Raw genomic sequence first — 15,460 nt, forward strand, 5'->3', positions numbered from 1 at the left:
TTGCGCAAGAACCGATAAATCAACATTTCTCCAGGATCAGTTAATGGGCAAATCTCGTATCGAAAGTCCGAGTCGTCGACAGATAATAGTCAGTTGGTTCGTAGCCACGGCGGCGTTAGGATTTGGTCTTGTCGAGAAGGCAGTGGGTGCGACCATGACTAATCCAGACGTAGAAACAGGCAACCGAGAGAAAGTCTTGAATTCGACAGAGAACCTCCGACTAGCCAAACAGTTTCTCGAGAAGCTGGGTTCCGGTGCCAGCGCTGATGAGATTGCTTCGTTGTGCACACTCGATCTCGACTGGAACGTACCGGGTGACCCAGGCGCATTGCCTTGGATCGGGCACAAGAAGGGACGTACAGCAATGTCGGGTTTCGTTCGCGACTCAAAAACCATGATGGAACGCGTTAGCCTCGATATCCAGGGTGTTTTCGCAAACGAGGAACGAGCCGTCATCCTAGGCCACCTGCAATCGCGGATCAACGCCACTGGAAGACTTATCGATGGCGCATTCGCGATATTCCTGACGTTTTCCGATGCGAAGATCGCAAGCTTTCTGATGTTAGAAAACAGCTTCGCCGTCTCGATGGCCGCCCGACGTTGACAGATAGCACTTGCTTCGCACGAGCGTGGTCCCGGATGCTGCCGACTCACGTCTGAGTCGGTTCCCGACTATTGAGGGGAATCCGCGTGCGGTTTCAGGCACCGTAATTTGATCGCCGGAGTGTTTGCAGCTGCAGCTGCGGTGGCGTTGAGGTTTCGACTTCGTCAAGAGAGTGGCGAACGCGACGTCAGCTACCTTCGTTCGGCTTGCCAATGTTCCCCAGCTTACACATCGGGTTGCCCTGCGCCTGTCAACTTCCTGAAACTACCCCATCAGCCTTCATATCTGCGCCAGAGCAAAGTTGCCTTACGCCCTGCTGTGTCGATGCACATGCATCCGAATTTCAATGAGGGGACGATCTTGTGCTACTCTTCAGCAGCAGTTCTAGGTGCCCCTATTCCCGCCGAAGCGACTTCGGAGGCAGCCGGCGACGTGCAGATACAGCGAATCTGGGTAGCCGCTTGCTGTAGCCCGGCGCAGACCAAATTCGCATTGGTCGTGGCACATTCAATCGGCGGAACAGAGCGGCGAGGTGACTGACGCTTGGGTGAAGGCAATCTCAACTCGAAACATTAGATGGCGCAACGCAATCTTTCCAAGAAAAAAGTCGTCAGCTCGGGCCGACCAGCGGAGCTAAAGCGTGCAGAACAGCAGCGCGCGCAGGATACCCGATCTGCGATCCTGGACGCCGCGCTTGCGGAGTTCGCGGCGAAAGGCTTCACGGCAGCAAGTATCCGCAGCATCGCAGAGCGCATCGGCTTGCAACATCCGCTTATTACCTACCATTATCGCTCCAAGGATATCCTTTGGCAGGCGGTGGCAGAGTATGCATTCAGTCGCATTCGGAAAGAATGGGATAAGAGTTTATCGGGTACGGAATCCATGAACGCAGTGGATCGGCTACGGCTGGTCTACCGGATCCTTTTTCGGTTCACGGTCGAGTTTCCTGAGTTTCACCGCTTTATGAGGCAAGAGACGCAAGGGCACAGCCCACGACTACAATGGGTCGCCGATACGATACTCAGTCCGTTGATTGAGTGGTTGCTACCCCAGATTCGCGCGGCACAGGATGACGGCACTTTGCCGAAAGTGGAGCCAATTCTCATCCACTACCTGTTGATTAGTCTGACCACGACACTTTCTGACTTTGGCCCGGAGATGTCGGTAACTAGCAAGCTCTCTCCCTCGGACCCTGCGGTGATTGACGCTCATTGGCGCACGGTTGAGAACCTGGTGTTTGGTGAACCGCAGGCATCCCGCGGCAAACTGAAGACTGCGGTGCCGAGCGGTGACGCTATCGATCGGCCACGCGTTGCGGCCCGTTCGAAAGCCCGAAAATGAGGCCGGTCTAAGAGTTGAGCCTGTGCGGCAGCGGCAACCTGGCGCGACGTTGAGAGAATCCTGCCAGAAGCGATGCCGCCGTGGTGCCCCTGCGGGCAACTGCGATGGTGAGGCATCGACTCCCGCAAACGGGCCCGAGTGGGGACGACCATGGGAACAGCCCGAGTCGGCGTACATGGTGCGTAACATAGTCACCATAACGTGCTGCATTCATAGCCTTCCCTCATCAGCAACCGGGCGTCCAGCGCCTCGATTCGGGCTGCCGCCTGGTAGCCTTTGCCATGGCATGCCATGCGAGCCGTTTCGCATGGGCAATTTCGCTCTCCACCGACTCCCGCTCCAGCGAGTCGATCACCTTGCTGCCGAACAGGGGGCGCTACGCCACCTGGAGCTTCATATGGGGGCGCAGCGTTTGCCATGCTGAATGTCAACCGCTGTTTCATCGATGGAAGCCTTGCGTAGCGAATTTGGGTGAACGAGCAGTCGACACACTGGACCATTCTTCTATGCGTAAGGTGCTGTCTCTTTATATTTTACTCTCGGTAAGTATAAGTACCAACTGGCGCTCACAGGGTCGATGGGGGACATTAGAGAGCAACTGAGGGCACCGGCTTGGTGCCAACGCGTGGGATAGGTGATGGGTTGATGCACACTGGAGATTGTGTCGATTGAAGATCATTCGTGCTTCGCCATGGTGAGGCTGCCATTGGACAAGAAGTTCGAGGACCTATGTCGTGGCTTCATAGTCCACTTCCTTGTCCCCCCAAAGCTACGTTTTGCTAACGATACGTCGATAGCGGAGACGAAGAGTCTGCAACGGTTCGTCGCGCGCGAAAGAATGCTCGACCTGTTTGTTGTCAGCAGGCGAAAGACTGCGTGACGTCTCGCAACTCCTGGATGCGATCGACACCAGGGTAAGCGAGATGGGTATTCGAGTGTTTTCTTGAAATTATATACTTTACGATAGTATAGTATTGAAAATCAGGGAAGTGAAGGTGACGTGGGCATCGACTGGAATTGCCTAAATTCTTATGTGCCTGAGTGGAAGGTCCATGACGAAGCGCGCACCGCAGATCTTGGGGAAACCGATCCGCGTACAAGAGAGACGGTTTTGGGCTGCCAAGATTTCATGTAATAAAATTAGAAATACTTATTATATGAGAATGTAAATTCTTGACTATGGCGATCGCCCATGTAAACGGTGATGTCATTCTTTGGGACGATGCGGATGTGGATCAGACTGATTGCCTGTGTGCGGAGCGTTTAACAGATCAAGTGTTGATGTGCGGATTGAACAATACCAGGAGACAAGCATGAGCGGACATTTGCCTGCCGAACGCTCGGGAGCAGTCGCGAGCGTAATGGCCAACGCATCGGAAGGCTCAAACCCAGTACAAGATGATTATCAACCTGGAACCGGTAGCACTACACTACGTGCGCTCTGGCAGAGATTTGAAGAGAAAGGACTGGTCATCACGTTGATTGTCATGATGCTGTGCATCGGGATTCCAAATCATGCTTTCTTTAACCTGGCGTCAATCGTTAGCATCTTACGCCAGGCCTCTCTTGTAGCGATCATTTCGTTCGGTATGGTCTTCCTGATCTCCATGATCGAGCTGGATCTGTCGGTCGGTGGAATTTACGCGATGGCGACGACGATCACCGCGCTACTGATAAAGTCGTCCGGACTTGACCCATGGACGGCGGTACTAATCGCTCTTGGTGTATCAACACTACTCGGAGCAGCAAATGGAATTATAGCCAACCTGATTCAGGTCCCAGTGATTATTGTTTCCCTTGGCTCCCTGCCCCTGTTTGTCGGGATCACGCTGACTATCTCGAACGCGCAACCTATCATCGGAATGCCGGAAGATCACACCTTTTTCCAATTGTTCGGCAGCGATTGGTTCGGACTTCCGGCTGCATTCTGGACGATGGTCGTTGTGGGAATTGGCCTCCACGTCGTGTTTTTCCATTCGCGATTCGGAACAGCAGTACGCGCCGTCGGCTCCAACGCACAGGCCGCGTTCTTTACTGGGATTCGGGTCTCGCGGGTCCGCGTAAGTGTCACTGCACTGGTTGGTCTGCTTTCTGGCCTTTCCGGCGTACTGACTTTGGCATTCTTTAAGTCAACTGACCCGACCGTTGGACGTGGCCTAGAACTTCAGGTCATCGCTGCGGCCGTCATAGGGGGTACATCCTTGACGGGTGGATCCGGAACGATACTTGGTGCAGTTCTTGGTGTGTTGATAATTTCGACTATTAACAGCGGTATCGTCTTCTTCGGAGTCGACTCGAACTATGCTGAACTCATTACAGGGATCGTGATTCTGATAGCCATTTCGCTGGATCGGATTCTCAAGCGGAAACGCGGCGCGTAGATTCTCAGAATTGGAATGGACGTACAGATTCAGATTCGTGACTTTTGGTGGATCTGTGCTGCCTCATAAAACAAATGCCAGGAGACGAGATTATGAGAATCAGAATACAGTGCCGTTCGACTTCATCTATTGTTCGATCGCTAGCGAACGTAGCCTGCGCGACTGCGTTTCTCGCGGCCGTGAGTCTGACGCATGCAGCCGAAGCCAAGAAGTCTGTCACCATATCGGTGGTGCTTCCATTCAATTCAATGGAGTGGTCTACGCAGATGCGTGAAGGAGCGGAAGCGGCTGTCGCCCAGTTTGGAGAAAAAGTGCATCTGAAGGTGGTTGGACCTGCTACGTATGACACGGCCAAACAGGTGCAGATGTTCCAAAGCGAAATTCAGGCTGGTAGCGACGGCATCGTGATCGTTAATGTGGCGCAGGCTTTCTTTGTTGAACCGGCCAGACAGGCGCAGAGACAAGGCATCGGGATTGTCTGGGTGGATAGTCCGCCGGCTGCAAGCGTGAAAACGGCATTATTCGTCGGGCAGGATGAGCACGCTATGGCCAAACATGCTGGCGAACTCGTTGCGAGGAACATTCTTGCGCGATCGGGGAAACCAGCGTCGCAAATCTCGGGGGCGGTTGTAACGGGCGCATGTGCGCGCGGCGTCGAGACATTAGATGCTCGCTTGAATGGATTCAAGCAAGCCATCCATGCTGAATTGCCCAACGTGGCGCTCCCAAGTACTTTCGACAGTAAGGTGGATCGTTCGCAAAACTACGCAGCATGGTCACAGGCAATCCAGGCACATCCCGATGCGGTGGCCTATATGGATCCGTGCGAGTATGGTGACGAAAACATAGCAAAGATCCTGAGCGACCAGAAGCGCAGTGCTTCTATTGTGGCGCTAAACGACGCAGCAGAGATTCGCGAGGACATAAAGGGCCGCAGGATTCTGGCGGCACTTCCCGGGAATTATTTCAATGCTGGGTTCATGAGTGTCTATCTGTTGGCTTCACACCTGTTAGCCGGTCAATCCTTACCGTCCGGCTGGTTCGAGACACCGACTACGCAGATCGACGTGTCTAACGTTGACGCCTTGATCGCGGCTAGCAAGAGCAAAGACGGCCTATATCGTTACTACAAGCCAACGCTCGATCAGTTGATCAAGAATCCTCCTGCCCTTCAGTCGCTCGAAAAATGGTATCAATAGGCCATATTCGATCATCTAGTTGCAGCCGGAGGAATGGATGACTGCCATCATGTCCCTGCAGGGAATCAGCAAGCGGTTTGGCGCGAATTATGCGCTCAACAGAGTAGATTTTGACGTGGTTCGAGGGGAGGTGACGGGTCTAGTTGGAGCGAACGGAGCCGGCAAGTCGACTCTTCTCAAAATTCTCGCGGGCGCCATGCGAGCAGACGAAGGGGTTTTGCGTCTGGATGGTACCGAGATTTCACTTTCTTCTGTGGCTGACGCGGGTAGGCAGGGAGTCGCCATCGTGTCTCAAGAGTTGTCTCTTTTTCCTGCGTTGTCGGTGATGGAAAACTTGTGGATGACAGGTAGTCGCGAGAGGCGTATAGAAAAAATTTCCCGAAGCACACAGATGATGAAGTCACTCGGATTGGCGACTCCATTGACTAAAAAGATTGAAAGCCTTTCGCTCGCCGACAGGCAGTTGGTCGAGATTGCGAGGGCATTGCTGCAGAGACCGCGTGTGCTGATTCTCGATGAACCCACATCGGCTCTTGGCAAAGACGAAGTAGACAGGTTGCATGGTGTAATTCGCAAACTGAGGGACGAAGGTGTGGGAATTGTCTATGTGTCTCACTTTCTTGAAGAGCTACTGGATATCGCTGATAGCTTGGTAGTGTTGCGCGATGGTAAGCGCGTACCAGCAACCTTCGGCCCCGGCCTCGCACGCTTGCCAGATGTCGTCGAGGCAATGCTCGGATCTGCGAAAGATACCGCCTGCAGGGCAAACGTAGGACTGAATCCTGTCGGCGCGCCTCGGGGGTACGAAGTTGGGAAGGAAAGCCGGGCAATTCGTTATCTTCCACTCGAGATAAGCAAGGTACGCGGAGGAGGTAATCTGACGATCGACTTTCTGCGAGTAGATCCGGGCGAGATTGTGGGGGTGACAGGTCTGGCCGGTGCGGGGGTGGAGGAGTTGTTCGCGATCCTGTTCGGACTCGTCAAACCTGTGTCCGGGCACATTGCCTATCCGTCTGGTCGAACCAACATCACGTCACCGTCGAATGCCGTGCACGCCGGCGTGGCGTTTATTCCGTCGGATCGGAAGCGCCTGGGGCTGATGAGTGGCCGCAGCATTGCGGACAATACAGTCAGTGTTCGATCACTCGTGCAACGACGCGATGGTTTGCTCCTGTCCGCGCGTCGACTGCGTGCCGCCGCCGAGCGGCGCTGCCGGTCAATTGGTGTTAAGGCAGATTCCGTCTTGCAGCGAGTGGATGAACTCTCAGGTGGCAATCAGCAGAAGGTGGTTTTTGCAAAGTGGATAGAGACGGATCCCTCTCTGGTAATCCTGGATGATCCCACGCGCGGTGTTGACATTGGCGCTAGAGCGGAGATGTATCGGATCGTTCGCTCGCTGGCCGACGAAGGACGCGTGGTACTGCTGTATTCCAGTGATCCGGTGGAGGTATTGGAACTGGCCGACAGGATAGTGGTGTTCGCTCGCGGACGAGTGGTGACGACGCTTCCAGCAGCGGGTCTGACTGAGCATCGTCTTGTAGAGGCGATGAACCAGAGCTAACTTTAAGTGTGACGAAGACGAAACTGCAAGGTGTCGCGACCAGAGTGTCGTCGTTTTTTGTTGACTTCCATTGGTCAGCTTTCCGGGGCGGGCGACGATCTATCGCAACGGATAAAGTTTCTCAACTAGATTACCGTAGGAGATGTTGTTAAATAGCGAGCAAGCGTGAATTTGGCAAACCTGTCAGACATGCGATGTTTATAGAATCATTGCTCGGATCGAGCATTCCATCGGCATGTTAAAGCATAAAGATAGATATTATTTTCTCTTTCTTCGCCGTAAATATGATGGAAAGAAACTTAGGATAATTGATCAGATAACCCAGTTCCGTTGGTGTGCGGGTAACTCTATTCGAAATAGGTGGAGAGATTTTAATTTCCTGCGCGAAGCATCGTCACCGCCGTTGATTGGATTCGAAATATTTTGGCAACTTTCAGGCGACGACATCGGTTTATCGTCTGCCGCACTTACACATGGTGGGGAAAAATATGGCACAAATGCAAACTCTGGCCGGAAAGATTGCGATCGTAACTGGCGCGGCCCAAGGCCTGGGCGAAGCACAGGCCCGTTGGCTTGCGGAGCATGGCGCGCGTATCGTCGTAACGGACGTGAACGAGTCGGCCGGTCAGGCTGTAGCGAAATCATTGGAGAGTACGTTTGGTGACGCTATATTCGTTCACCATGATGTAACGAGCGAAGATGATTGGCGAAACGTCGTCGATTCTGCTGTACAGCGATTTGGGAAGGTGGACGTGCTCGTTAACAACGCAGGAATTGTAGACATTGCCCTGATCAGCGAAATGTCACTTGATCGTTTCAGCCATGTTCTTGATGTTAACGTCACGAGTGTATTTCTCGGGTGTAAAATCGTTCTGCCGGCGATGCGCATTGCCGGTGGTGGCTCGATCGTGAATATTTCGTCGGTACAGGGAATGATCACCAGTGTTCCAGGATTCGGCAGCTATTCTGCGTCGAAGGGAGCTGTCCGATTGCTGACAAAGGCGGTCGCAGGCGAGTACGTTCACTATAACATTCGGGCAAATTCCGTTCATCCTGGAGGCATCGCAACGCCTCTGACGCAGTCCTATTTGGACGATCCGGACACTCGATGGATGATAGTTGGGCGGACACCGATGGGTCGAGCGGGGCGGCCTGAAGAAGTCGCGGCGGCCGTCGGTTTTCTTGCCTCTGACGAATCGTCCTATATGACTGGGTCTGAGATCGTCGTGGATGGCGGTTGGCTGGCCTGCTAGAGAGGCGGATAGGCAAGCTCGGCTTGTTTGGGGCTGAGTCATGGAGATCGATCGATTTCGTTATGAAATAGGCACGTTCCGACTAGCGCGAATATTTTGACGATTGGGGTTGGCGGCAACCGTGCATTTACTCGACGCTTGCCCACGGAGCACGCTGAGACAGCGAGACATCATCGCTCCATTGAAAGTTTCACGTCTCTATGTTGTGCTTAAGTGTAAGCGCGTGGTCATCTCATCTTCAGTTATACTGAGGATCTTGGGAGAATCGTATCCACTTAAAAATAGGGGTACAACATCCGGTCAGGCCGGACAAATTGTCTTCGCATCTTTACAAATATCAACCAACTTCACACGTCATTAACGAGTTGTCTCCCTCTGTACTTAGTTGTTAGAACGAGTGAGTTATCCCGATACTCCCTCCGATGGTCCTCCCGGGTGGCCCATACAATGGGCCATCATTCGAAAGCCCGGTGTTCATCTTTCCACTATTGTTGACGAAGCCAATCTGCGCGTAGATCGATGTTCGTACCATCAGCGAATATCGAACACCAGTAGCCACCATTATCGAATGATTATTCGAGTCGTTCGCGTCCCGAATAAACCACACGCCGGAGTCGATAGATAGTGCAGGGGTTGCACCGTAACTCACACCGCCTCCGTATACGTGATTGTCAAAAGATCCCGCGACCTTGAACTCGGCGAACACTCCCCTGAATCTCAATTTCCCGAACGTATACCCTGCCGCAATTGTGCGGCCGGCGAACGCAACCGTCGAAGACGCTGGAGCAGAGGTGGTTGCATCTCCCGCGTTTCCACTATAGAACGCAGCGTTAGCGAAGACGCCGTTCCGGTCATAGGTCAGGCTTCCTGAGTACTGCCTCGCGGCCTGAAAATTGCCGGACTCGCCACCTAGCGCAATCAGGACGCTTCCTTGCAGTCCTGCGAACGTCGGGCTCGTGTAAGTGATCGCATTGGAGTTAAACAACGACGTCGCGAGAACAGCACCAACGTCGATCGGTGCGATCGATCCGAAATTTGACGCATAACGCGGGTCCGAATGGATGAGCGCTAATATAAACGGGGAGAGCTGCACACCTGCAGTGATAGTGCCGAGATTGCTCGCTAGTCGAAGCCATGCCTCTCGGCCAAATAGATTTCCGTTCGAGTTTCCAAGACCACCATCTGCGAGGCTGATACCGCTCTCGAGTTTGAATGACACATTTACTCCTCCTCCCAGATCCTCAGCACCCGTCATACCAAATCGTGATCCTAGAATCTGCCCATCAACCATGGCGATTTGATGGCCGGCTCCCTGATTTGTCAAAGGATTCAACGTTCTATTTACGTAGGTTACTGAATTATCGAGTATCCCATACAGTGTTACGTTACTCTGAGCAAAAACGGAGCCGGTCAATTTCACGAACAATGTCGCGGCGATCACAGCATGCAGAGCAACCCTCCTGCGACTCATTTCTCCTCTCATATCAATCCTTAATAATTACATAGATATCCTAATGAAAAGTTCAAAAATTCTGATGTAAATTATGTAAACTGCTATGCACCGCTGTCATCGCGAGGACCTCTGATCGACCGCATTGGACAGCTCAGCACGGCCAGCCAGCAGGAATGGTGTTAGCGATTGCGCCACCAACGTTACGTCATTGCAGTGGTCAACATGAGGTCCCTCGCACGCGTCAACTTTCCAGATAACCACTCTCGCGCAATCGATGCCTATTTACTAGCCGGTGTTTATACTTACCATATGTACAGCATAGTGTCGTGGAGCGACATCATGTAGCGCGGAGACTCGAAGGTACCGGGTCGACAGGGTTCTCGGATCGGTTGAGCGAAGCTTCAGCTCGTATCTGAACCCACATTGCCGGTCAACAGGTTCGTTTCTGCAGGAACAAGCGCAAACACCATCCCCAGGAAGTCGCAACCGCCAAGGCCGGCGTCAGCGTGCGTACGGCATGCCGTATCGAATCCGATGCTCCCGGGCCATCCTAGAAGCTGCGACACCACTGGTAAATTCGCCCTGGTACACATCGTCGATGTCTGACATAGCGAAGTGTTGCCGCTACTTTGCAACAGGCCACATATGGTGGACGTCACGGCCCTGCGCACGCGCAGTATGATGACCCGGATCGTTATCCCGATGGCATGCGGTGCGTGCTGGAGCGGTGAATTCGCTAGTGGAGTACAGTCCAGAGCTGCAGCGAGAGGATCTTCTTCCCCGAGGTGTGCCAGCCCGGCGCGCGTGGACTGTCAGACTTCAGCATATAAAAAGCTGTGCGCGACGATTGATGGCACCCGTCATTCGCTGAGGTATCCTGATAGTAGGATAAATTCCAGTGCGCTTACTATTTACATCTGGATTGCTCGCAATCTGATCGTGTGCCGGAACAGTCTGACATGATCAACAGGGTGTGGCCATTATTCACATAGGTGAATAAAGAAAACACTATCCTCATCTTTATCTCCTCATGTGCCTTCACTAAGCTACGGTCATTGATCAAGGCCGCAAGGAGGCCAAAGATGACCGTTTCTCCCTACGTCAACATTCATTCGACTAAACATGCTGGCAAGGTCGCACTCGTGACCGGCGGCAGCACCGGTATCGGTCTTGCCACCGCCAAGCGCCTCGCTCGCGAGGGTGCGACGGTGTTCATTACCGGGCGGCGGCAGGCCGAACTGGACACTGCGGTATCGGAAATTGGCCACGGCGCAACGGCGATCCGGGGCGACATCTCGGTGGCGGCTGACCTGGAGCGCATTGTGAAGACCGTGTCGGCGGCTCGCGAGAGAATCGACATTCTCTTCGCCAACGCCGGCGGCGGTGAATTCTCGCGCCTGGGCGAGATCACTGAAGCACAGTTCGACAAGTACGTCGGCATCAACATGAAAGGCACGTTGTTCACCGTGCAGAGCGCATTGCCGTTGATGCCCGCGGGCAGTGTAATCGTGATTACCGGATCTATCACATCGGTAAAAGGTGCGCCGGCATTCGGTGTCTATGCGGCCACGAAAGCGGCCTTGCGATCGTTCGCGCGCACCTGGGCCTCGGATCTGAAGGGGCGGGACATCCGTGTGAACGTGGTCGCGCCGGGTGTCATCGTCACGCCGGGCTATAAGACCGAACTCAAGATGACCGACGAGCAGATCGAGGCCTACAGCAAGGAGGTTGCCGAAACAACGCCGCTTGGCCGGGTCGGCACCCCTGACGAGATCGCAAAGGCGGTGTCCTTTCTCGCCTCCGACGATGCCAGCTATATCACCGGCATTGAGTTGTTCGTCGACGGTGGCCGCGTACAGGTCTGACTTTTCATCCCCGCGCTCATCCGAGCGTGGGTAAAACATGAACGGAAAAACATCATGAGCTCGGCAGAGAACCTTCGCCTCACCCAGCAGTTTCTTGAAAAAATGGGCTCGGGCGCGAGCCCCGATGAGATCGCCGCGTTGTGCATATCCGATCTCGACTTCAATATTCCGGGCGACACAGGCGTGCTGCCCTGGATCGGCCACAAGAGGGGGCGTGAGGCAATGTCGGATCTCGTTCGCAACTCGCGAACCATGATCGAGCGCGTCAGCTATGAAATTAATGATGTGCTCGCAAGCGACGAGCACGCTGTCGTTCTCGGTCACCTGCAATCGCGAGTCAACGCTACTGGAAAACTGATCGAACTTGCATTTGCGTTCGTCCTGACGTTCTCCGACGGGAAGATTGCAAGTTTCCTGATGCTGGAAGACAGCTTCGCTGTATCGGTGGCCGCGCGACAGTGACAGGTAACACCTGGTCGTGATGCCAGCAGTCCATGGTTTGCCCCGATCTTCAACTACTCGACGGAATCTCCGATGTCTTTTCCAGTGAATGAGCTTCTCAAACGAAACCTCCTCGCTATCTTTAGCGAGCGAGATCCTGCAGCGCGCATGGCGGAACTGAAAGCCATCTGGCTGCCGGAAGGGCTCTTCGTTGACCCGGACGGCCGCTATGTTGGTTTCGATGCCATCGACCGCAGGATTGCCGGGTTACAGGACAAATTCCCCGGTTTCGATTTTATCGAGCGTGGTCCCATTCAGACCATGCATGGAATTGGGCGTCTTGCGTGGGGATATGGGCCCGCAGCCAACCGGACCGCTGTGACCGGTGTCGACATCGCTGTTACACGCGACGGCAAAATTCTCGAGTTGTACGCGTTTATTGACGGCCTGTGATAAGTCGGCGGGAGGTACCGTCAGGCTATTGCCGAGATCAGCGAATACAACGAGTCGTCACGAAGTGTTCTGCCTTCGTTGCACCGGTGGTTGCGGCGCTGCTTTCGGCCTGGTGACTCGATCTCGCTTCTATGCATCGACGTTGATCCGGCTTTGGTGAGACGCAACACGAAGCGCTTTGGCTAGACACAGCGAACGATGTCCATGTAATCGTACAAGGTGCCACAGGAGGCTGAAATGGCAAAACTGAACACCCTACCGCCCGGGCACAAGGTAGCTCTCGTGACTGGCGGCAATCGTGGTATCGGACGGGAAACGGCTTTGCAGCTGGCACAACTTGGCGTGCATGTGATCATTGGTGCACGAGACCTGGCAAAGGCCACGTCGGTTGCAACCAGCCTCCAGAGCCTGGGAGGCTCGGCCGAGGGAGTCGCGCTGGATGTGTCTGCTAAAGACAGCCGGAACGCAGCCGCGGCGATGATCGAGGCGCGTCACGGCAAGCTCGACATCCTGATCAACAACGCAGGCACCTGGTTAGAAAGCGAGGACGCGTCGCATCATGTCGCCAACAACACGTCGACGGTCAGCGAAGACGTGTTGCGTGCAATCTTTGATGTCAACTTTTTCGGGGCGGTTGCGCTGACCCAGACACTTCTTCCGTTGCTCGGTCGAAGCGTCGCCGGCCGGATCGTTAACGTGTCGAGCATACTTGGTTCGCTCGCCTTGCATTCGGACTATGGGTCCGTCATTGCGGGTAGCAAGGCTTTTGGTTACGACGCATCGAAGACCGCACTGAATGCATTCACCGTGCATCTCGCGCATGAGCTGCGTGACACCCGGATCAAGGTGAATTCCATCCATCCCGGATGGGTGCGAAGCGAAATGGGCGGGGCTGCGGCCGATATGAGCGTTGAGGATGGCGCGCAGTTAAGCGTTCGGTTTGCCACGCTTTCCGACGATGGGCCGACGGGCGAGTTCCATTTTGACACCGTACTCCCCTGGTAGCAGGCATCAACGAGACCCATCATGAGTCGAGAACAGAATCTTGTGATTGCCCGGAATTCTTTTGCCAGCCCGATCCTGGGCGACCTTGCCTCGAAGCTGACGGCAAATAGCAGGGCGATCGAAACTACCTCCGCGATCATCCGGATTATTGCCGGCGGCAAGATCCCCTGTTTCCGGATGATCGAAGACGGCTTTGATATCCCCAACGCCGCGCTGGCACTGCCAGTTGTCCGCTGAGGTTCCGGACGATGTCATTCACTGCTCCGAACTCACCGAAATCAGCGCGGCCGACAGACTTCCGTCGTGCGTCAGTGTTGATGGCGCTTTGTCTCGCCGGATTTGCTGTGACGCTCACTTACACCGGAATCGGGGTCGTCGTTCCGGCGATTCAAAACGACTTCCACGCGAGCAGCATCACAGCAAACTGGATCATCAACGCCTTCGTACTCGCGTTCGGCGCATTCGTGATGGCAGCTGGAACGCTGGCTGACCGCTATGGTCGGCGGCGCGTAATGGTGTTTGGCGTCTTCATCTTCACCGCGTCATCGTTCGCTGGCGCGCTTGCCCCCGGAATCGTGTTTCTGGACCTGATGAGAGCGGCGCAGGGCATCGGCGCGGCGCTCACCATGGCGGCGGCCGCCGCCGCTGTGGCGAACGTGTTCCGGGAACGCGACCAGGTGCGCGCGTTCGCGCTGCTGGGAACATGCTTCGGCATTGGCTTCGCCTTGGGCCCAATCCTGATCGGCCTGTCTGTTGGCCGCTTCGGCTGGCGTGCCGTTTTCGCCATGAGCGCCTTGCTCGGTGTGCTCGTCATGCTTGCAATGTACCTGTCGAGCATGCCGGAATCCCGCGACCCGGGCGCGACAAGATTCGACTGGGCAGGAACGTTGGCCTTCAGCTTGATGCTCGTGCTCTTCACTGACGGACTCATGGAGGCTTCCACGCTCGGTTGGACTGACTTGTTGCCGGTGTTCCTTCTGATAAGTGCGGCAGCGATGCTCGTCGTCTTCATTGTCATCGAGCGCCGACAGAGGCGACCGATGCTCGATCTTTCGCTATTTGCCTATCCCCGCTTTGTCGGCGTGCAGTCGCTGCCCGTCGCTGCCGGATTTGGTTTCATCGCGCCGCTTGCCATTCTGCCGATCCGCCTCGTCGGCGCTGAAGGCATGAGCGAGGCGCAAGCCGGGTTGGCCCTGCTTCCACTCTGTCTTCCCATGACCGTCGTTCCTCTTCTCTCCGGTTACCTGACCCGATGGATAGGTCCTGGCGTGCTCTGTGCCGCGGGTCTCGCATTGTCTGCATACGGATTGTTCTCCCTTGCTGGTATTCCTGCCGGAGGCGCGGCGTCAGCTTTTACCGCGCCGCTACTCGCGATCGGTATTGGCGTGTCGTTGCCCTGGGGATTGATGGATGCACTCGCTGTCTCGGTGGTGCCGAAAGAGCGAGCCGGCATGGCAGTCGGCATCTTTGGGACCATGCGTCTCATCAGCGAAGGGAGTGCTATCGCCATCACGATCGCGGTGCTCACCAGCTCGATCAGGATGAATCTGCCACACGTGGCGGCTGCGGGGGAGGCCGCAAACCGGCTCGCGGCCGGGCGATTTCACGAGGCCATGCTGAGAATGCCCGGGCTCAGGATTGAGCAACTGGAGGCGAGCTATAACCATGCGTTCCACGTGACCTTCCTCGTGCTGGCCGTGATTACGGGCGTAGCCGCATTTATCGCTTTCGTAACCGTACGGCATCCCAGCCCAGAGACAGAGGTGCCGGTGCTTGAAAGTTCGTGCGAGGCGTTAGTAGGTTGTGGAGGTGAGCAGTGACTTTGGTTGCCGTATCCCTCGGTTCCTGCGCCTCCAGCTTCGTCAACCGTATAGACGTTTTCGCTGACCGCGGATGCAGATTCG

General features: G+C 55.0%; 13 protein-coding genes. 12 read left to right on the forward strand and 1 reads right to left on the reverse strand.

Annotated elements, in window-relative coordinates:
* Positions 1 to 43 precede the first annotated feature (43 nt).
* The 6 genes from M0D65_RS19340 (at position 44) to M0D65_RS19365 (ending at position 8,339) form a co-directional block, all read left to right on the forward strand.
* Complete coding sequence (locus tag M0D65_RS19340) at positions 44 to 604, forward strand: nuclear transport factor 2 family protein (RefSeq protein ID WP_266254121.1); 561 nt, start codon at positions 44 to 46, stop codon at positions 602 to 604.
* 576 nt (positions 605 to 1,180) lie between these two features.
* Complete coding sequence (locus M0D65_RS19345; protein WP_266254122.1) at positions 1,181 to 1,945, forward strand: TetR/AcrR family transcriptional regulator; 765 nt, start codon at positions 1,181 to 1,183, stop codon at positions 1,943 to 1,945.
* 1,313 nt (positions 1,946 to 3,258) lie between these two features.
* Entirely contained in the window at positions 3,259 to 4,326 is a 1,068-nt protein-coding gene (locus tag M0D65_RS19350; protein ID WP_266254123.1) for an ABC transporter permease, read from the forward strand.
* Between the two features lie 92 nt (positions 4,327 to 4,418).
* The gene (locus tag M0D65_RS19355) at positions 4,419 to 5,525 is read left to right on the forward strand and encodes a sugar ABC transporter substrate-binding protein (RefSeq protein WP_266254124.1); all 1,107 of its coding nucleotides are present in this window, start codon (positions 4,419 to 4,421) and stop codon (positions 5,523 to 5,525) included.
* A 37-nt stretch (positions 5,526 to 5,562) separates the two neighbouring features.
* Positions 5,563 to 7,086 (forward strand): sugar ABC transporter ATP-binding protein, encoded by a 1,524-nt coding sequence (locus M0D65_RS19360; RefSeq protein WP_266254125.1) that lies wholly within the window; start codon positions 5,563 to 5,565, stop codon positions 7,084 to 7,086.
* Positions 7,087 to 7,493: 407 nt separating this feature from the next.
* Positions 7,494 to 8,339: an SDR family NAD(P)-dependent oxidoreductase gene (locus M0D65_RS19365; RefSeq protein ID WP_266254126.1), complete on the forward strand. Its 846-nt coding sequence runs from the start codon at positions 7,494 to 7,496 to the stop codon at positions 8,337 to 8,339.
* A 388-nt stretch (positions 8,340 to 8,727) separates the two neighbouring features.
* On the opposite strand, the gene M0D65_RS19370 is transcribed toward M0D65_RS19365, so the two are convergent.
* Positions 8,728 to 9,822: a porin gene (locus M0D65_RS19370; protein ID WP_266254127.1), complete on the reverse strand. Its 1,095-nt coding sequence runs from the start codon at positions 9,820 to 9,822 to the stop codon at positions 8,728 to 8,730.
* Positions 9,823 to 10,874: 1,052 nt separating this feature from the next.
* On the opposite strand from M0D65_RS19370, the gene M0D65_RS19375 reads away from it, so the two are divergent.
* The 6 genes from M0D65_RS19375 to M0D65_RS19400 all read left to right on the forward strand — a co-directional run bounded on the left by M0D65_RS19375 (position 10,875) and on the right by M0D65_RS19400 (position 15,376).
* On the forward strand, positions 10,875 to 11,657 hold the full coding sequence (locus M0D65_RS19375) for an SDR family NAD(P)-dependent oxidoreductase (protein ID WP_266254172.1): 783 nt from the start codon (positions 10,875 to 10,877) through the stop codon (positions 11,655 to 11,657).
* A 54-nt stretch (positions 11,658 to 11,711) separates the two neighbouring features.
* Entirely contained in the window at positions 11,712 to 12,119 is a 408-nt protein-coding gene (locus M0D65_RS19380) for a nuclear transport factor 2 family protein (protein ID WP_266254128.1), read from the forward strand.
* A 72-nt stretch (positions 12,120 to 12,191) separates the two neighbouring features.
* Positions 12,192 to 12,551, forward strand: coding sequence for a nuclear transport factor 2 family protein (locus tag M0D65_RS19385; RefSeq protein WP_266254129.1), 360 nt, complete (start codon positions 12,192 to 12,194; stop codon positions 12,549 to 12,551).
* A gap of 237 nt (positions 12,552 to 12,788) precedes the next feature.
* Entirely contained in the window at positions 12,789 to 13,556 is a 768-nt protein-coding gene (locus M0D65_RS19390) for an SDR family oxidoreductase (RefSeq protein WP_266254130.1), read from the forward strand.
* A 21-nt stretch (positions 13,557 to 13,577) separates the two neighbouring features.
* The gene (locus M0D65_RS19395; RefSeq protein ID WP_266254131.1) at positions 13,578 to 13,793 is read left to right on the forward strand and encodes a hypothetical protein; all 216 of its coding nucleotides are present in this window, start codon (positions 13,578 to 13,580) and stop codon (positions 13,791 to 13,793) included.
* A gap of 11 nt (positions 13,794 to 13,804) precedes the next feature.
* Positions 13,805 to 15,376: an MFS transporter gene (locus M0D65_RS19400; RefSeq protein ID WP_266254132.1), complete on the forward strand. Its 1,572-nt coding sequence runs from the start codon at positions 13,805 to 13,807 to the stop codon at positions 15,374 to 15,376.
* The last annotated feature ends 84 nt before the right edge of the window (positions 15,377 to 15,460 follow it).

Source organism: Paraburkholderia sp. CHISQ3 (genome assembly GCF_030464945.1).
Lineage (GTDB): Bacteria > Pseudomonadota > Gammaproteobacteria > Burkholderiales > Burkholderiaceae > Paraburkholderia > Paraburkholderia megapolitana.